15 protein-coding genes and 1 tRNA gene are annotated in these 17,502 nt (G+C 69.1%); 8 read left to right on the top strand and 8 right to left on the bottom strand.

Annotated elements, in window-relative coordinates; translation table 11 throughout:
• Positions 1-94 precede the first annotated feature (94 nt).
• Entirely contained in the window at positions 95-1,387 is a 1,293-nt protein-coding gene (locus tag ACFU7D_RS21495) for a M20/M25/M40 family metallo-hydrolase (RefSeq protein ID WP_378870938.1), read from the bottom strand.
• Between the two features lie 103 nt (positions 1,388-1,490).
• On the opposite strand from ACFU7D_RS21495, the gene ACFU7D_RS21490 reads away from it, so the two are divergent.
• Complete coding sequence (locus ACFU7D_RS21490) at positions 1,491-2,258, top strand: glycerophosphodiester phosphodiesterase (RefSeq protein WP_378870936.1); 768 nt, start codon at positions 1,491-1,493, stop codon at positions 2,256-2,258.
• 72 nt (positions 2,259-2,330) lie between these two features.
• Positions 2,331-2,416: transfer RNA gene (locus ACFU7D_RS21485), tRNA-Leu, on the top strand.
• A gap of 85 nt (positions 2,417-2,501) precedes the next feature.
• On the opposite strand, the gene ACFU7D_RS21480 is transcribed toward ACFU7D_RS21485, so the two are convergent.
• Complete coding sequence (locus ACFU7D_RS21480; protein WP_378870933.1) at positions 2,502-3,230, bottom strand: SDR family NAD(P)-dependent oxidoreductase; 729 nt, start codon at positions 3,228-3,230, stop codon at positions 2,502-2,504.
• Between the two features lie 130 nt (positions 3,231-3,360).
• Between ACFU7D_RS21480 and ACFU7D_RS21475 the strand changes: the two genes are divergently transcribed.
• The 4 genes from ACFU7D_RS21475 (at position 3,361) to ACFU7D_RS21460 (ending at position 7,262) form a co-directional block, all read left to right on the top strand.
• Positions 3,361-4,689, top strand: a complete 1,329-nt coding sequence (locus ACFU7D_RS21475; RefSeq protein ID WP_378870931.1) for a flavin-containing monooxygenase — start codon at positions 3,361-3,363, stop codon at positions 4,687-4,689.
• Positions 4,686-5,315, top strand: a complete 630-nt coding sequence (locus ACFU7D_RS21470; protein ID WP_378724336.1) for a TetR/AcrR family transcriptional regulator — start codon at positions 4,686-4,688, stop codon at positions 5,313-5,315. Before ACFU7D_RS21475 ends, ACFU7D_RS21470 begins: the two co-directional genes overlap by 4 nt.
• A complete protein-coding gene (locus tag ACFU7D_RS21465) occupies positions 5,312-6,256 on the top strand; it encodes an alpha/beta hydrolase (protein WP_378870928.1) in 945 nt (314 codons plus the stop codon). The genes ACFU7D_RS21470 and ACFU7D_RS21465 overlap by 4 nt, the downstream gene beginning before the upstream one ends.
• A gap of 82 nt (positions 6,257-6,338) precedes the next feature.
• Entirely contained in the window at positions 6,339-7,262 is a 924-nt protein-coding gene (locus tag ACFU7D_RS21460) for an arginase family protein (protein ID WP_378870926.1), read from the top strand.
• A 73-nt stretch (positions 7,263-7,335) separates the two neighbouring features.
• Here ACFU7D_RS21460 and ACFU7D_RS21455 read toward each other — a convergent pair whose 3' ends face one another.
• From ACFU7D_RS21455 to ACFU7D_RS21430, 6 genes are all read right to left on the bottom strand, one after another.
• Positions 7,336-9,915 (bottom strand): LuxR C-terminal-related transcriptional regulator, encoded by a 2,580-nt coding sequence (locus tag ACFU7D_RS21455; RefSeq protein ID WP_378870923.1) that lies wholly within the window; start codon positions 9,913-9,915, stop codon positions 7,336-7,338.
• A gap of 198 nt (positions 9,916-10,113) precedes the next feature.
• Positions 10,114-10,644, bottom strand: coding sequence for a hypothetical protein (locus tag ACFU7D_RS21450; RefSeq protein ID WP_378724328.1), 531 nt, complete (start codon positions 10,642-10,644; stop codon positions 10,114-10,116).
• Positions 10,641-10,865 (bottom strand): hypothetical protein, encoded by a 225-nt coding sequence (locus tag ACFU7D_RS21445; RefSeq protein WP_378724326.1) that lies wholly within the window; start codon positions 10,863-10,865, stop codon positions 10,641-10,643. Before ACFU7D_RS21445 ends, ACFU7D_RS21450 begins: the two co-directional genes overlap by 4 nt.
• Positions 10,862-11,143: a hypothetical protein gene (locus tag ACFU7D_RS21440; RefSeq protein WP_378870921.1), complete on the bottom strand. Its 282-nt coding sequence runs from the start codon at positions 11,141-11,143 to the stop codon at positions 10,862-10,864. Before ACFU7D_RS21440 ends, ACFU7D_RS21445 begins: the two co-directional genes overlap by 4 nt.
• Before the next feature lie 175 nt (positions 11,144-11,318).
• Entirely contained in the window at positions 11,319-12,089 is a 771-nt protein-coding gene (locus tag ACFU7D_RS21435; protein ID WP_378724322.1) for a hypothetical protein, read from the bottom strand.
• Positions 12,090-12,185: 96 nt separating this feature from the next.
• Positions 12,186-12,563, bottom strand: coding sequence for an SHOCT domain-containing protein (locus tag ACFU7D_RS21430; protein WP_378870918.1), 378 nt, complete (start codon positions 12,561-12,563; stop codon positions 12,186-12,188).
• Positions 12,564-12,819: 256 nt separating this feature from the next.
• Between ACFU7D_RS21430 and ACFU7D_RS21425 the strand changes: the two genes are divergently transcribed.
• The gene (locus tag ACFU7D_RS21425) at positions 12,820-14,604 is read left to right on the top strand and encodes a SulP family inorganic anion transporter (RefSeq protein ID WP_378870916.1); all 1,785 of its coding nucleotides are present in this window, start codon (positions 12,820-12,822) and stop codon (positions 14,602-14,604) included.
• A gap of 265 nt (positions 14,605-14,869) precedes the next feature.
• The gene (locus ACFU7D_RS21420; protein ID WP_378870914.1) at positions 14,870-17,491 is read left to right on the top strand and encodes a LuxR C-terminal-related transcriptional regulator; all 2,622 of its coding nucleotides are present in this window, start codon (positions 14,870-14,872) and stop codon (positions 17,489-17,491) included.
• Positions 17,492-17,502: the final 11 nt, after the last annotated feature.

The raw sequence follows: 17,502 nt of genomic DNA, 5'->3' as shown, positions 1-17,502 counted from the left end.
GTCCTGACCAAATCCCCTGCCGAGTCGGCCCGTCATAACGAGCCGACTCGGCGTCGTTTCTCGTCAGGACGAGCCGACTCGGCGCGATCTGTTCCTAGGCCTGGTCGAGGAAGCGGTCCATGACCCGCGCCCCGAACTGGAGCGCGTCGACGGGGACCCGCTCGTCCACGCCGTGGAAGAGTGCGGTGAAGTCCAGCTCCTCGGGCAGTCGCAGCGGCGCGAAGCCGTACGTCCTCATCCCGAGCCGCTTGAAGTGCTTGGCGTCGGTGCCGGCGGACATGAGGTAGGGGGCGACCAGGGCGTCGGGATCCTCGGCGACCAGCGAGCGCTCCATCGCGGCGACGAGAGCGCCGTCGTAGGGGGTCTCCCACGGCATCTGGTTCTGGTCGAACTCGATGTCGATCCCCTCGCCGCACAGCTTGCGCAGCGTCTCGAAGAAGTCGTCCTCGAAGCCGGGCAGGAAGCGGCCGTCGACGTGAGCGGTGGCCTCGGTGGGGATGACGTTGACCTTGTAGCCAGCGCTGGTCATGGTCGGGTTCGTCACGTTGCGCAGGGTGGCGCCGATCATCCGGGCGGCCGGGCCGAACTCCTCGACGAGCCGCTCGGCGTTCTCCGGGGTGGGCTCCTCCCCCGCGATCTCGCCGACCGCGGCGAGCAGCGTCTGCATCGTCGGGGTCAGCTGCACCGGCCACTCGTGGGCGCCGATGCGGGCGATCGCGCCCGAGAGCCGGGTGATCGGGTTGTCGCGGTTGATCATCGAGCCGTGCCCGGCGGTGCCACGGGCAGTCAGCTTCATCCAGGCCATGCCCTTCTCGGCAGCCTCGATGAGATAGAGACGGCGTCCCTTCACCGTCGTCGAGAAGCCACCGACCTCACCGACCGCCTCGGTGCAGTGGGCGAGCAGGTCGGGGTGGTCCTCGACGAGCACGTGGGCGCCCTTCATCCCGCCGGCTTCCTCGTCGGCCGTGAAGGCGAGCGTGATCGGGCGCTCCGGGATCCTTCCGGTGCGCTGGCGCTCACGGACGACGGCGAGCAGCATCGCGTCGAAGTCCTTCATGTCGACGGCGCCGCGGCCCCAGACGTAGCCGTCCTGGATCTCCCCGGAGAAGGGGTCGATCTGCCAGTCCTCGGCTGCGGCGGGGACGACGTCGAGGTGACCGTGCAGGAGCAGCCCGTCACCGGACGACCCACCCCACTGCGCGACGACCGACGCCCGGCCCTGCTCCGACTCGTAGATCTCGGACGAGATCCCGACCTCGTCGAGCTGCGCAGCGACGTACTCGGCCGCCTTCCGCTCCCCCGGCCCCGGGTCGTTGCCGTAGTTGCTGGTGTCGATCCGGATCAGGTCACGGCAGAGGTCGACGACCTCGGTCTCGGCGCTGGTCATGAAGCCACCGTATCGACCGGGTGCGACAAACCGCCGTCTGACGTCCACCTGTATAAGGGCAAAGGATTTCAGTGTGTTCGGCCGGGTGGGTTTCCATGGACGCATGCAGAAGCGCGCCCTCCTCTCCGCTCACCGCGCCGCGGCGCGTCAGTCGGGGCACCGTGACAACTCCTGGGAGTCGCTCCTGGAGGCCGTCCGGATGGAGGTCGACTACGTCGAGTTCGACGTGCACCGCACCCGCGACGGCGAGTTCGTCCTCCACCACGACGGCCACATCCGCGACCGCATCGGCCGCAGGGTGAAGATCGAGGACAGGACGTACGCAGCGCTCGCGAGGCTCGCACCGTTCCACCTGGTGCGCTACCGGGAGGCCCTCGAATTGCTCGCCGCCCACGGCAAGCACGCCCACATCGACCTCAAGTTCGCCTCGCCGTCGAACCACCTCGGGCTCCCGCAAGAGGTCGACGCCGCCGAGATCGCCCTCGAGGTGATGAACGAGAGCTTCATCGTGACCACGATGGTCGACGAATCCGTACGCGCCCTGCGCGACTGGGCCGACCTCCGCTCCCCCTCGACGCTGGTCGGCCTCTCCCTCGGCGGCGTCGACTTCCGCCACCACCCGTTCAAGCTCTTCCGACTCAAGCTCTCGGAGTTCTTCCCCGAGGGCCGCATCCGCCGCTGCCGCTCCAACCTGGTCGTCGTCGAGCAGCGCCTCGCCGATGTCTGGCTGCTGCGCTGGGCGCATCGCCGCAACATCAAGGTCCTGGTCTGGACCGTCGACAACCCCGGCCGCCTGCGCCGTTTCGTGTACGACAAGCGGGTCTGGATGGTCACCAGCAACCACCCCGCCCGCGCTCTTCTCCCGGCCTGACCTGGGCGTGTGCCCACAGGGCCATCCCGATTCGGCACCGGGACGGCCTCCTGATAATGTTCTTCTTGTTGCGCGCGGGTGGCGGAATAGGCAGACGCGCTAGCTTGAGGTGCTAGTCCACGTATTAGTGGGTGGGGGTTCAAGTCCCCCCTCGCGCACAGAGAGAAACCCCAGGGAGACCTGGGGTTTCTCGCATTTCACGAGACTTCGTCGGACCCTGTCGGAGGCCACCCGGCGGTTGGCCTAGGCGAACGCTTTCTCGATCAGGCCCACGAGGTCTGGGTAGCGCTGAAGATGTGCACCACCATTGATGTCGAGCGTCTCGCCAGTGATCCACCTGGCGTCGTCGGAAAGCAGATACCGGATGGCTGCGCCGATCTCCTCCGGCTCACCCGAGCGTCCAAGCGGCGTATTCTCCAAATAGCCTTCACGGACACCGGGCAGACCCATCGCCGGCTCCGTCAACGGAGTGACCACGAGCCCGGGCGCGACCGCATTGACGCGCACCTTTCGAGGAGCAAGCTCGAGCGCGGCGACCTCCGTCAGGGCCACCAGACCCGCCTTGGCTGCGCAGTACGCCGCCAACCCAGTGCCCGGCTGTCGTGCGTTGAGCGAAGTCAGGGAGATCAACGACCCGCCGTCGGCGACACTTCGCCCGGCGTGCTTGAGAACCAGGAAGGCACCTGTCAGGCAGACGTCGACAACGCGGCGCCACTCGGTGATGTCGTGGTCGACGATCCGAGCGAGAGTGCTGATCCCGGCACAGTTCACCACGCCGGTGTATCCGCTCTCCTCGACGGCAACCCCTTCGAACAGGGCAGCCACGGACGCCTCGTCGGTGACGTCCACGGCTACGTCTGCGCCCGTCCCGGCGAGATCAGCAGTGATGACGCGATGGCCGGCGTCGCGAAGTACGCGGACTGTCGCGGCGCCGATCCCGGACGCGGCACCGATCACGATCGTTGTGAGCATTCCAGCCTCCATGTCCTCAGCTGACATCTGTCTAGTTCTATTGACACGTGTCAATTCACGGCCCTAACGTGACGGAGGTCACCTCGCTTTGTCAAGGGCTCTCTCCCGGGCCCACAGGGAAGGAGCACCGATGAGTGGTCCCACCGTCGCCGTGATCGGCGCGGGCATCAGCGGCCTCACGATGAGCAAGATGCTGGCCGACTACGGCCTCGAGTTCACGACCTTCGAGTCGTCCGACCGGGTCGGCGGCAACTGGGCCTTCGGAAACCCGAACGGGCACAGCAGCGCCTACCGGTCGCTGCACATCGACACCTCCAAGCACCAGCTGTCCTTCAAGGACTTCCCGATGCCCGAGGAGTACCCCGACTTCCCGCACCACACCCAGGTGAAGGAGTACCTCGACAGTTACGCGGACGCCTTCGACATCCGTAAGGACATCGAGTTCGAGAATGGCGTCGTCCACGCGCGGCGCCACCCCGACCGGGGCTGGGAGCTCGAGACCGAGCGCACAGGCAGACGCCACTTCGACCGGATCGTCGTTGCCAACGGCCACCACTGGGACCCCCGGTTCGCCAACAAGCCGGGCGAGTTCACCGGCTTGACGATTCACTCGCACGCGTACGTCGACCCGGGCACCCCGTACGACCTCAGCGGGAAGCGGATCCTGATCATCGGCCTGGGCAACAGTGCCGCCGACATCGCCGTCGAGCTGTCCAACAAGACCCTCGACAACGATGTGGTCATCTCGACCCGTTCCAGCGCGTGGATCGTGCCGAAGTACTTCGCGGGCAAGCCGGCCGACAAGTACTACAAGACCTCGCCCCACATCCCCTTCGCGTGGCAGCGCAAGTTCGTCCAGCTGATGCAGCCGATGACCGCGGGTCGTCCCGAGGACTACGGGCTGCCGACGCCGAACCACAAGTTCTTCGAGGCGCACCCGACCCAGTCGGTGGAGCTGCCGCTGCGCCTCGGTTCCGGCGACCTACGCGCCAAGGGGGACATCGAGCGCTGGGACGGGCAGACCGTGCACTTCGCCGACGGCACGAGCGAAGAGTTCGACGTCGTCATCCATGCCACCGGGTACAACATCACGTTCCCGTTCTTCGACGAGGACTTCATCAGCGCGCCGGAGAACCACATCCGCCTCTACAAGCGGATCTTCAAGCCCGGCTTCGACGACCTGGCGTTCGTCGGGTTCGCGCAGTCGACTCCGACCCTCTTCCCGTTCGTCGAGTGCCAGACCCGCCTGGTGGCCGCCTGGCTCGCCGGCCGCTACCAACCGCCGAGGGCGGAGGAGATGGAGCAGGTCATCGACGAGGACCAGGAGAAGTACACCGCGCACATGGTCCAGCGCCCGCGGCACACCCAGCAGGTCGACTACTTCCTCTATGAGCACGACCTGCGGGTCAAGGAGATCCCCGCCGGCCTGGCCAGGGCAACCCTCAGGGGTGCCCGATGAGCGACGAGCGCCTCTGGGCACGGATGGTCGACCGCCGCACCGTCAACCGTGGCGACCAGCGTCGCTCGGCGCTCCTCGAGGCGCTTGACGAGCTGCTCCGCGAGCAGACGCTCGAGGAGATCAACGTCGCCGAGATCTCTCGCCGCGCAGGTGTCACGCGATCGGCCTTCTACTTCTACTTCGAGAGCAAGGCGACCGCCGTCCTGGCCCTCATGGCCGAGCTGTACGACGACGCATCGGACGCCACCGACCTGCTGGTCAAGGCAGAAGGAGAGCCCCGAGCGCGGATCCGCACAGTCATCGCCACGCTCTTCGCGTCGGTCGACAAGACGCCGCACACCTATCGTGCTCTTCTCGAGGCTCGCGCTTCCAGCGCGGCGGTCCGCGAGCTGTGGGAAGCGGGGCGTGCCGAGTTCGCGGACATGACAGCGGAGATGATCGAGCGCGAGCGGGCCCTCGGCCACGCGCAGTCGGGCGTCGACGCACACGCGCTCGCCGCCGTCCTGCTCGACCTCAACGACCACGCCGTCGAACGGCACGCGCTGGGGGTCGGCCCCGAGCGAGAGGCCCACATCGACGCGATCACCCACATCTGGATCCAGAGCATCTACGGGAGCACCCTGTGAGCAGAGTCTTCGACTTCACCTCCGCCGACGTGCGCTGCGCCGCGACCCACTTCGCAGGTGCCGACGGCGCCCCGGTCGTCATCCTCGCGCACGGCCTGGCCGGCACCCAGGACTCCGGCATGTGGCCCTTCGCCGAGGCGTTCGCCGCGGCCGGCCTGCACGCGGTGACCTTCGACTACCGTGGCTTCGGTGCCAGCGACGGCCAGCCCCGCCAGGTCGTATCGATCGCGGGTCAGGTCGCCGACCTGCACGCCGCCGCCGATGCCGCCAAGCGGCTGCCGGGCGTCGACCCCGCCCGGGTCGTGCTCTGGGGCATCTCGCTCGGTGGCGGTCAGGTGGTCTCGGCGGCGACACAGCGCACCGACGTCGCGGCGGTCGTCTCCGTCGTTCCCATGGTCGACGGACTTGCTGCCGCACGTCTCGCCACCAAGCATCACACGCCCGGTCAGCTGCTGGCGTCGACGGGCCGCGGCCTCGCGAGCGCCGTACGTCGCAAGGCCGGTCGCGGACCTGCGATGACTCCGGTCGTTGCACGGCCTGGCCAGCCCGGCGCACTCACCCTGGAGGGCGCGTACGAGGACTACCTCGCGATAGCCGGGCCAACCTGGCGCAACGAGATCGCCGCCGACGTCGTGCTCGAGCTCGGCACCCGCGCGCCGTCAGACGCTGCCACGAGTCTCAGGGCCCCCTGGCTGGTCCAGATCGCCGACTTCGACCGCAGCGCTCCCCCGCAGGCAGCGATGAAAGCCGCCTTCGCCGGCCGCGCAGAGGTCCGTCACTACCCCGGCGATCACTTCGACCTGTTCCCGGGCAAGCCCTTCCACGGACCTGCCGTACGTCACGCGACCCACTTCCTGCGTCGTAGGTTCTCCGATCTCGTGGCGGTCGACAGCTTCGAAGCGGGCAGCGCCGCTGACGCCGTGGAGACCGTCCGTGGTTGACATCGGACCAGTGCAGGTCAGCGATCACAGCACGACTTCGCCGCGACACGAGCCCGAGACCTGGCCCTGACATGCTGAGTGCATGGACAACGCTTCGCTCGCTCCCGTCGGCACCCTCTTCGGGGTTCCCGCCCGCCCCGCAGACGCAACCAGCTCGGTCGCCGTCATGGGGGTGCCGTTCGACATGGGCTACCACCCGACCCGGGTCGGCGCGCGCTCGGGCCCGGCCCACGTACGCACCCACTCCGCCCTCGTCGCCGAGCATCTGGACGGCTTCGACGTCGACCTGCTGGGCGAGCTCGGCGTCGTCGACACGGGCGACGCGAAGGTGCTGCCGGGCAACGTCGAGCAGAGCTTCGACGCGGTCGAAGCCGGAGTCTCCGCGATCCTCGCCGTCGGCGCGACCCCACTGACCTTCGGCGGCGACGGCGCCGTGACCCTGCCGCAGCTGCGCGCGCTCAAGAAGACCCTCGGGCGCGAGTTCGCGGTTCTGCACTTCGACGCCCACACCGACGCCTACGAGGGCATCTACCCCTACGAGTACAACAACGCCAACACCTTCGTGCACGCGGTCCGCGAGGGACTCATCGATCCGGCAGGGTCTCTGCACGTCGGGATGCGCGACACCGCGTACGACGGGCGACCCGGCATCGTCGGCGTGGCGACCGACCTCGGCTACGAGGTCATCACGATGGACCGGATCGTCGCGATGGGCATCCCCGCGCTCGTCGCCCGCCTCCGCGAATGGCTCGCCGGCGTGCCGATCTACCTCTGCTGGGACATGGACGTCTTCGACCCGTCGGTCTCCCCCGGCGTCGTCACCCCGTCCTGGGGCGGCATCACGGTACGCGAGGGGCTGACGATCCTGCGCGGACTGCGCGGGCTCGAGTTCGCGGCCTTCGACATCAACACCGTCAGCCCGCCGCACGACCACCTGGGCATCACAGCGAGTCTCGCCGCGCAGGTGGCGATGGAGTGCCTCTTCCTCCGCCACGCCGCCGCGTAGCCCCGACGCGACTCCGGGTGCGCGTCGTCACCCCGGGCGGATGAACCGCATCGGGCCGTGTCCCGGCGACGACTCACTGCTGCAGGAGCCCCAGTTCGCGAGCACGCCTGACCGCGGCGTTCCGGCGGCTGACACCCAGCTTCCGAAGGATGTTGCGCACGTGGGTGCGGATCGTGTTGACGGAGATGTACATGACGCCTGCTATCTCCTCGGTGGTGAGGAGGTTGGCCAGGTGGCCCAGGACCTCCATCTCCTTCTCCGTGAGCTCTTCGAAGACGGGTGCGGGCGCGCGCGCCGGAGTGGAGGTCAGCGCACCCTTCTGGACGGACGACCTCCGCGAGGGCGCCGTCGAGATCTCGAAGAGCCACTCGTGCTCGGCGCTCAGCTGCTTGTCCCGCACGAGTAGCTGCCGCACCACCGATGGCGCCTCGTGGAAAGGGCGTCGCACTCGTTCCGGCGAGGCCAGCACGAGGGCCCGGTGGAGCGCCGCGTGTGCCCGCGCTGATGGTCCGTCGTGGAGCCGGCGCGAGCACTCCACCAGCCAGCCGGAGACCTGGACCGGCACAGCAGCCCGCTTCGACAGGACCGTGGACATCGCGGCGTCGGCTGCGTTCGCATCACCCAGCTGCAGCTGCATGAGCCCGACGACGAGGGCCGCCTCGGGCTGGCCGCCAAGGCCCTCGATCTCAGCCGCCGCCGGTTCACCAGCGGCGACTCGAACGTGGGCGAGCTCGATGCGTAGCTGCTGACCGAGCCAACCACGCTCGTCCTTGACTCCCGCGACCGCCTGCTCGAGCCTGCTGACCGCGCCCAGCCGGTCACCGTGCGCCACCTGGAGACGCGCCCTGATCAAGGCCAGGAAAGCAACTGGGATCGGATCACGCAGCGACAGGTCCAGACGCTCGACCGCCTGGACGTGATCGGCTGCCGCGCGCAGGTCGTACCGCTCCATCGCCACCCAGCCAAGGGCAACCCGGGCGGCGACCGCCCGGTCTGCCGCGTTGACACCGATGCACTCGGCCGCACCGAGCGCTCGATCCCCGAGTCTCGCCGCCCTGGACAGCTTGCCCCGGCAGCAGGCGATGACTGCCTGGTAGCCCAGACACTCCGCCACGAGGGCCTCGGATCCGGCTCCGACGGCCGCTGTGACGCCGGATTTGAACATCGCATCAGCCGTCGCCAGCCTTCCCTGGCGCAGGGCCGCGATGCCCTTGCTGAGAAGGACGAGGGCAACCAGCTCGGGACGGGAGCTCCCCTTCGGCCCGCGGTCCGGCGCCTCTAGTGCCTGTTCGGCCGCCGTGGCGAGGGACATCGCTTCGCTCGGGTCCTCCGACGCCTGCGCGCCTACGGCTTCCAGCACCCTGACCGCGACGTCCGTGGCCCAAGGACGAGAACCTGATGACACACCCGGATCGGTCCGCACCTGGGCCAGCTCGTTCGTGAAACCGGTGGTGTCGCCGGCTCCCAACGCGAGGGTCGCCCGCACGACGGTGGATGCGGGGTCCTCCAGCTCGGACGGGATCGACCGCAACGACTGGGTCAAGGCGCTCGTGCTGTCGTCGAGCAGCAGCTGGCCGACTGCCAGGTCGTCGACCACCTCTGCCGCCGCCTCTTCCCAGGCCTCGATCGCCACGAAGTGACCGACGGACGCAGTGACCTGGCCGTCGCGGGCGTACCACTCAGCCGCCGTTCGCTGCAGACGTCTCATCTCATCCGGCGACTCGTAGGCGAGCACAGCGCGAAGGAGGTCCCGGAAGAGCGGGTGGTAGCGGTAGCACCCAGGACTCCCCGGTACGGGCTCGATGAGCACGTTGTCCCGGGTCAGAAGGTTCAGCGTACGTTCGGCCGTGGGACCGGCGAGGGCCTCGGCCAGTCCTGGTTGGATCGTGTCGGGAACGCTCGTCGCCAGGAGCAGGGCTCGTACTTCTGGGCTCTGGGCGGCCAGCATCTCGCCCACGAGGTACTCCGCGATGTTTCCGGTGTCGCCGACGATCTCCGAGACGGTGTCGTCCGGATCCTGCCGCATCCGCAGCAGCTGTGCACCGAAGCGCAGCCCAGCTGCCCATCCCTTCGTCCGAAGGTTGAGCGCGTGCACGGACTCCGGCGTCAGGGTCAGTCCCGCCCGCAGGGTCAGCTCACCGGCTTCCTCATCGGTGAAGGCCAGGTCCGACATCCGCACCTCGACGACCGTGTCGTCGAGCCGGTACCGGTACATCGGAAGCACCGGATCGGCGCGCGTCGCCATCACCAGGCGGAGACGGTCGCCGGTATGTCGCAGCAGGAAGTCCAGATCCTCCGCGACCTCGGCAGAGAGCACGTCGTGTCCGTCCACCACGACGGTCAGTCGTTCCGAGTGGTCGCAGACCGCCTCCGCGACCGCCCGGCGAACCTGGCGGTCGAGCGGGCCCTCATCCCTGCGGACCGTCTCGGGTGAGACCGCCGCGCCCAGGCTTTCGAGGCACCCGAGGAGACCGGGCCAGAACGCGACATCCGTCTCCTCGAAGGTGATCCACGCCGTGCGGTCCCGCTCCTCACCTGCCGCGACCCAGTCCGCCAGCAGGGCCGTCTTACCGGTTCCGGCCGGCGCGCTGACCAGCACGAACGGGCAGGCGTCACTGCGATCGAGCAGCTGCAGGAGGCGGGGTCGCGCCACATATCCCGAGGGAACCGTCGGGATGCCGAACCAGCCATCGCCGGGGTGAGGTCCCATCGCGTCGACCTGCCTCCTAGATCGAACCGGTGCGCGAGAGCGCCCAACGGACACAAGGGGGAACGTCAGACCCGAGGAAATCACCACGCTAGTACGGCGTCCTGATGCCGTATATAGCCCGAATGCGTTAGCTCGGGTGAGTCAGTGGAGAAGGACCTTCATCCAGGTCAGACCCAGTCCGAGCAACCCACACGCCCCGGCAGCGACCAAGGACCCGACCCACGAGCGGCCCGTCCGGCGAAGCCAGAACAGCGGGACGAGAACCAGGAGCACGACGCCGGACCACATGGCCCAGGCGATGGCGCGCCCGTCTTCGAGCCACCCGATCGCTCCGAGGAACAGGATGAGCAGCGGGACGAAGACACCCTCCACGATCCCGATCTCGTGACGCACGCCCGCGATGAGGACACTGCGCCAGGGCTCGACCTCCGGCCCCGAGTCTGCCAGCATCGACGCGTAGACGTGCACGGTCCAGATCACCACGCTGGAGACCACGGCGAAGGCGAAGACTCGGCCGGCGGAGTCGTCGAAGTGTGAGGCCGCGGCGATGACGGCGATGACCGAGACGAGGCCGTAGACGGCACCGGCGACCGCGCGGGGCCCCCGACCCAGCTGCAGATCGTGTCCCCGATGCTCCCCGCCGACCTCGCGACCCACATCCTCGCTGTTCATCGGAGACCGGCCACCCGGATGTCCTCCACCGTCAGCCCCTCCGCATCCAGCATGCCCACGAGGTCGGCCAGGTCGAGACCCGCACCGGCAGTGGCTCGAAAGGTGGTGCACGGGTGCCGCTCGACGGCATCCGGTTGCAACGCACAACGGAGCACCGGACCCAGCTCGCCCTCGACGGTCAGCTCGAACACGACCTCTGCCTCGGGCCCGGCCTCACTCATGCCTCGCCCCCGGTCGGCCTCTCGTCCGCCGTCCCGGTGATGAGCCTTCGGACCTCCACGACCTCGAGACCGAAGGTCCGAAGTCTCGCGAGCAACCCGTGGAGCTCGGCCTGGTCCCGACACCGGCAGATCAACACGGTCCTCGTCTCGCGTGAGGAGGTCTCGACGTCGGCGAGCTGCAGCAGGACCTGCTGCGGGACCATTCCGGCGACCCGTATCTCGAAGGCCTGGGCATCGGCGGCACCGGCGGTTCCCGGCTCCAGCGGGTTCTGACCCATGATCTCAACTCGACTTCCCGCGCTCGATGCTTCCTCGGCTGCGTCATGACCCTTGACCTGCGTCCTTCGGCGTACGAGCCGCATCATCGTCGGCCACAGCTGAACCAAGCCTGGTATGGAAGCAACGATCGGGCGTCGTCCGTGGTGGATGAGGACCGCGGCGCCGCCGGTGGAGCTACCCGGTCAGCTCGCTTGCGAAGTACTCGAGCGCTGTGGTCGTCTTGGTCCGCTGATCACCCGAGATCTCCAGCCCACGCCCGGCCAGGAACGCCTTGAGCTCCGCGGCGACCTGGAACGCGTTCACGGGTGCGCATCTGGAGGAGAGCTCGAGGACTCGCGCGCCATCCGGGTAGAACCACAACTCGGCGACCAGCCGGCCCGCGTACTCCTGTGGCCTCAGCTTCTGCTTCAGAACGGTGATCGGGCCGAGCGGCACCAGATCATCGAGCGCGAGGTCCGAGGCGGCGTTGGCCCGGAAGAAGCCCTGCTGCTCCTTCGTGTACAGCTTGTGGATCGGGCGCGTGCCCGCGGCGACCTCCTTGACGTCTGTCCGGCCACGGGTCGCCTTCATCGAGGCCGAACAGACGAAGCCTCCTGGCATCGCATCGACCTCGACGGTCAGGTTCTTGGACTTGCGCGCCGTCGAGAGCTCGGCCGGGTTGACGGGCCGCAGCTTCACGACGGAGTCGTCGTTCCGTCCCTGGATCCGACGCGCGCGGACGACGAGCCCGCGTTGGTTGAGCGCCAGGTCAGCAGTGTCGAAGAAGAACACCTGCCGGATCTGGGCATCCAGGGGATCGAGCCCCAGGGCGGCCACGGCCAGAGGTCGTTCGGCGTTCGGCACGGTCATCTTGAGCTCGACGCTGTCGGCCTGCCTGATCAGCTCGATCAGCTCACCGAGCTGTTCGGCGGAGAGCAGTCCCGGTGGCTGGGTACTTGCGGACATGGTCCGTCACGTTTCCACCCCGAGACGGCCGGGGCATCACCCCGGCCGGACGACTGGGGTGATGCCGCGATGACGAGCTCGCTGATGCGGGGCCGGTCAGTTGGCCATAGCCTTCGCCTTGAGGGCGGCGAACTCGTCCGCTGTGATCGTCCCGGCATCGAGCAGCTGCTGGGCCTTGGCGATCTCCTCGGCGGGAGATGCGCCGGCGACCGAGCGGATGTAGTCGTCCTGGGCCGCCCGGGCGTCTTGGAAGGCCACGCTCTGACGCTCCGCCATCCCCTTGCCCCGGACGATCAGATAGATGATGGCGGTGAGGAACGGCAGGAAGACGAGGCAGATCATCCAGACGGCCTTCATGACACCGGAGACCGACTTGTCCCGGAAGAGATCGGTGACGATGTTGAACAGGATCATCAGGTAAGCCACGAAGGCGAAGGACACGATGATGAACCAGATGATGTCCCAGAAGCTCATGTGAGTAGTTCTCCTTCATTCGGGATGAGGCAGACAATGCTGGCCAGCACCCGAGGTCGGCTCAGCAGCATGGACCCATGGTTGGCGCTCCCGCACGAGTTCCCTTCACCCGCAACGGGTGATAGCCGACTCCGCGCAGCCGCGGAAACGACACGGCTGCCTCACCCGAGTCAGGTGAGGCGGCCCCGCGCCCGCGGCGTTGCGATGGTGTGGTGAGCAACCCCGCGTACGCCACCGACGGCCGACCCAAGGCCCGATGCTGACCTGGCTGCGCGAGCGGATCACTCTGCCTCGCCATCTCTTCGATCGGCGTACGGCCCGACGCGATGCCGCTGCCGGCGCCGTGCTCGGCATCGAGTCGGTCCCGGACGGGCTCGCCAGCGGTCTTCTCGCCGGGGTGAACCCGGTCGCGGGACTCTACGGCTACCTGTTCGGGCTCGCCGGCGGGGCGCTGTTCACCGGGACCGCCACGATGGCGATCCAGGGCACAGGGGCAATGGCGATCATCGTCGCCGACGTGGACCTCGACGCGTACGACGACCCGGTGCGGGCGCTCGCCACCCTCTCGATCCTCACCGGCATCGTCATGATCGTCGCCGGTGCCCTCGGCCTGGGCCGGCTGCTGCGGTTCGTGTCCAAGTCGGTGATGACGGGGTTCATCTCCGCGGTCGGGATCAGCATCGTGCTCGGACAGCTCGACAACCTCACCGGCTACGACTCCCAGGGAAGCAACCGCGTCACCGCGGCGCTCGACCTGCTCCTGCACCTGCGCGGGGTCGACCTCGCGTCCCTGGTCGTCGGCCTGACCACCATCGCCGGCATCCTCGTCCTGCAGCGCACCCGCCTGGGCGCGACCGGACTGGTGGTGGCCGTCGCCGCGGGCTCCGCGCTGGCTGCCGTGCTCAACGCGCTGGGAAGCGACACCGTGGCGCTGGTCGCCGACGTCGCCGACGTCGCCGAGGTCCCCGGCTCGCTGCCGCTTCCGGTGTTCCCCGACCTGTCGGCCACGCTCGACCTCCTCCTCCCCGCCGCCGCCCTCGCGTTCGTCGGGATGGTCCAGGGCGCCGGGGTCTCGGCGGGCTTCCCGAACCCGGGCGGCACCGCCAGCCCCTCGCGCGACTTCATCGGCCAGGGAGCGGGCAACATCGCCTCCGGCCTCTTCCGCGGCGTACCGGTGGGCGGGTCGATGTCGGCCACCTCGCTGGTCGTCGGCGCGGGCGCCCGGAACCGGTTCGCGCTCCTCGTCGCGGCAGCCGTCATGGCCGCCGTCATCATTCTCTTCGCCGGCGTCGTCGAGCTCGTCGCCATGCCTGCCCTCGCCGGACTGCTGATCGTGGTCGGCGTCAGCACGGTCAAGCCGGCCAAGCTGCTCGCGGTCGGCAAGACCGGGCCGGTGCCGCTGACGGTGATGCTGACGACGCTGGTGCTCACCCTGCTGATGCCGCTGCAGTACGCCGTGCTGGTCGGCGTCGGGCTGTCGGTGCTGCTCTTCGTGATCGGCCAGTCCTCGCGGCTGGTGACGCGCCGACTGGTGATGGGCGCGGACAACCGGGTCATCGAGACCAACCCGCCGACGAGTCTCGGCGAACGCGAGGTCGTGGTGCTCCAGCCGTACGGGCCGATCTTCTTCGCCACCGCCACCGCACTGCGCTCGCAGATGCCGGACCTGACGCCGGCCTCACGCAGGTCCGTGGTGATCCTGCGGCTGCGTGGCGCCGACGATGCCGGCGCCACGCTGCTCGAGGTGCTGGGGACGTACGTCGCCGGGCTCGCCGACCTCGGCAGCAGGCTGGTGATCGTCACCGACAACGAGCGGCTGGTGCGCCAGCTGCAGACCGACGACACGCTCGGCTCGGCGGGTTCCGTCTACCAGGGCACCGCGGTGATCTGGGAAGCGACCCGCGAAGCCTACGACGATGCCGTCGTCTGGGTGGCGCAGGATACGGACGAGGAGGCCGGCGACCGGGGGTGGCCGTCGGCCGGGCGCACCCACCGCGACCCGCACGAGGGCGACTGGCCACCGGACCAGATGGCCCTCTAGACCGAGCTGTTCGCGAGAATCCGCTGTTACCGGTCACCTGAAATAGGTGATCCTTCTCAAATTTTTGCCGTTTACTTTGAATAGCATCGCAGGATGACCGGGCGGGTATGCCGCTCATCTACGGCGCGGTGACGCTCATCAGCACCCTCCCCCCAACGAGCGCACGACGCCGACAGTGGCATGTGAGCTCCGACTGAGGGGAGGGGTTGTGCAGCGCAGCAGGCCGGCGCCCGCTACAGACCCGACGACAGCAGAATCCGCACCGATGCCGCGCAGCGAGGCGGCGGTGATACCCACGGCCAGGGACGGGGACGCCGCAGCCAGCGCCCCCTGGCCCCGCCTCCCGAGGGTCTATGTGCCGCGCCACTCGCTGTGGGCCGACCTCGACCGCTCCGCAGATGCCGCGATCACCCTGCTGATCGCGCCCGCCGGCGCCGGCAAGACCCTGGGGGTCGCCGGGTGGCTGCGGCAACAGACCGACGACGGGGCTCCCCGCGCGCAGCGCTGGGTGGATGCCGACGGCACGATGACCCCCGACCAGCTCTCCGCGATGCTCGACGAGGCCGCCGAGGGCACGCCCCCTCGCATCGTCATCGACGACGCCCACCTGCTTCGCGCCGCCACGCACCGGATGCTCAACGAGCGGCTCAACGACGATCCCGACTCGATGCGGCTGGTGATGATCAGCCGCTGGGACCTGCCCTTCACCAGGCTCGTACCGGAGCTGCTCGGCAACTTCTCGGTCGTGCGAGGCAACGTGCTGCAGCTGAGCGACGCCGAGGCCGAGGCGCTGATCGTCGAGCACGCCCGCACCCATTCCAGGCCAGTCATCGATGCCATCGTCCAGCAGGCCCGCGGCTGGTGCGCCGCGGTCGTCCTCGCGGCCCGGTCCGCGCATGCGAGCCCTCCTGGCAGGGCGGGCGAGTCCGCTTTCGAGGACGGCACCGTCGGCCTCGGCGACCGGGTGGCGAGCGAGGTGTTCGCGTCGCTGTCCGCACGCGCGAGGCATCTGCTGCTGTGCACGTCCGCCGAGACGCTCGTGACCGCCAGGACCGCCGCGCATCTCTCCCAGAACCCGAGCGCCGGAGAGACGCTGACCGATCTGGAGAGCACCGGGCTGCTCGTGACCCGCGCGGTCCCGCTCGTCCCCGACGCCGGAGGCGAGGAGGCCTACCGGATCCATCCGCTGCTCGCCGAGGTCGTACGCCGCCGGCTGGTCGCCGGCGGGGTCGACGTCGCCCGGGCGCGATCGACGGTGGTGCGTGCTGTCCGGATCGACCGCACGCGCGGCGAGACGCGGGGCGCGCTGCACCGGCTCGAGGCCGTCGGTGCCCACGAGGAGATGGCGGTCGTGCTCGCCGACGACGGAGTCAGGACGGCGATGCGCGGCGACGGGGACCGCCTCCGCCCCTTCGCGCGCAACCTCGCCGAGCACGTCGAGACGACCCCGAGGGCCTGGTTCGCACTCGCGGTGGAGGCCTGGCTCGAAGGCGACGTACCCGAGGCCGAGCACTGGCTCGACAGGTGTCTGGCGGAGTCGGCGGCGATGTCGGAGGAGGAGCTCGCCTGCATCGGGTTGATGCGGGCACGGCTCGGCCTCGAGCCCCTACGAGCCGCCGCGGACCGGGCGGCCGAGGTGGTCCGGGGCACACACGGCGCCGGAGGCGAGGCCGACATCCTGCCGCAGCTGCTCACCGAGCTCGGCATCACCCAGAGCTGGCTCGGTCAGCTGCTGGAGGCGGAGCAAAGCCTGGCCTCGGCGATCGGGCTCGCCCGCACCTGGGACATGCCGGCGGTCGGGGCCGATGCCTCCAGCCAGCTGGCGATGACCGAATACATGCTCGGTCGCGAAGCGGCCTGCGGGGAGATCGCCGAAGAGGCCGCCACCCTGCTGGAGCAGGCCGACCGAGGTCGCCCGCACGGCAGCCGTAGCGATTTCACCCGCACCCGGACGGCGCTGGCCGCAGCCCTGGCGCGCAGCTCACGGCTCCCCTGGCTCGACCTGGCGCCCATCGCGGACGCCAAGCTCCATCCCGCAGACCTGTGCACCCGGTTCTGGATGAGGCTCCGGGAGGCGCACGTCACCCTCTCGGGCCACTCGGTCGTGCGCGCCCGCCAGATCCTCGGCGAGCCGTTGGACCTGCCCGGAGCCTTCCGGCTGCCGGACCACCTGCAGGTCACTCTGCTGATCAACCTGGCCGAGCTGGCCGCGCTGGCGACCGACCGACGTTCGCTGAAGTCCGTGGAGGACGAGCTCACCGAGCGCGGGATGACCGGCGAGGCCGCCCTGGCCAGGGCGTTGCGCGCGGACCTCGACGGAGACCGGCGCCTCGCCGCGGACCAGTTCGACGTCGCGGCACAGCAGGCGACCTGGTCCCAGCCGATGACCCGGGGCATCGCGCTCGTCGGGCGCGCGGAGATGCTCTACGAGCTGGGAGAGGTGGACGCGGCGGCCGAACATCTCCAACAGGTGGCGATCGAGACCGAGGTACGCCAGAACGCGATCCCGTTCCTCGGCTGGACCCGACAGGGGACGCCGGTGCAGACCATGCTGGGACGGTTCCCAGCGCTCCGGCCGCATCGCTGGGTCGGCCGGATCTCGGCCGGCATCGCTGACATGCCCAGCCTGACGACCTACTTCGACCAGGGCACGCCCCGACCGGCCGAGGCGGTCGACGAGTCGGCCGGGCCGCTCCCCGGCCTGAGCGCCCGGGAACGGGACGTCCTTCGTGAGCTCGCCCGCGGATCGACGTACGCCGACATCAGCGCCGCGCTCTTCGTCTCCGAGAACACGGTGAAGACCCACGTCAGCAGCCTGTACGCCAAGCTCGGTGCCTCACGGCGCAGCGAGGCACTGGCCGTGGCGCGGAGCCTGCACCTCATCTGACCGCATCGGGC

It is taken from the genome of Nocardioides sp. NPDC057577, assembly GCF_042801335.1.
Lineage (GTDB): Bacteria > Actinomycetota > Actinomycetes > Propionibacteriales > Nocardioidaceae > Nocardioides.
The sequence above is the reverse complement of the archived record's forward strand: the minus strand, read 5'-3'. Positions and strand labels throughout refer to the sequence as shown.

Coding starts and splice junctions, on each gene's coding strand:
- ACFU7D_RS21495 (WP_378870938.1), bottom strand. CDS start 1,387: ATGACCAGCGCCGAGACCGAGGTCGTCGACCTCTGCCGTGACCTGATC.
- ACFU7D_RS21490 (WP_378870936.1), top strand. CDS start 1,491: ATGCAGAAGCGCGCCCTCCTCTCCGCTCACCGCGCCGCGGCGCGTCAG.
- ACFU7D_RS21480 (WP_378870933.1), bottom strand. CDS start 3,230: ATGCTCACAACGATCGTGATCGGTGCCGCGTCCGGGATCGGCGCCGCG.
- ACFU7D_RS21475 (WP_378870931.1), top strand. CDS start 3,361: ATGAGTGGTCCCACCGTCGCCGTGATCGGCGCGGGCATCAGCGGCCTC.
- ACFU7D_RS21470 (WP_378724336.1), top strand. CDS start 4,686: ATGAGCGACGAGCGCCTCTGGGCACGGATGGTCGACCGCCGCACCGTC.
- ACFU7D_RS21460 (WP_378870926.1), top strand. CDS start 6,339: ATGGACAACGCTTCGCTCGCTCCCGTCGGCACCCTCTTCGGGGTTCCC.
- ACFU7D_RS21450 (WP_378724328.1), bottom strand. CDS start 10,644: ATGAACAGCGAGGATGTGGGTCGCGAGGTCGGCGGGGAGCATCGGGGA.
- ACFU7D_RS21445 (WP_378724326.1), bottom strand. CDS start 10,865: ATGAGTGAGGCCGGGCCCGAGGCAGAGGTCGTGTTCGAGCTGACCGTC.
- ACFU7D_RS21440 (WP_378870921.1), bottom strand. CDS start 11,143: ATGGGTCAGAACCCGCTGGAGCCGGGAACCGCCGGTGCCGCCGATGCC.
- ACFU7D_RS21435 (WP_378724322.1), bottom strand. CDS start 12,089: ATGTCCGCAAGTACCCAGCCACCGGGACTGCTCTCCGCCGAACAGCTC.
- ACFU7D_RS21430 (WP_378870918.1), bottom strand. CDS start 12,563: ATGAGCTTCTGGGACATCATCTGGTTCATCATCGTGTCCTTCGCCTTC.
- ACFU7D_RS21425 (WP_378870916.1), top strand. CDS start 12,820: ATGCTGACCTGGCTGCGCGAGCGGATCACTCTGCCTCGCCATCTCTTC.
- ACFU7D_RS21420 (WP_378870914.1), top strand. CDS start 14,870: ATGCCGCGCAGCGAGGCGGCGGTGATACCCACGGCCAGGGACGGGGAC.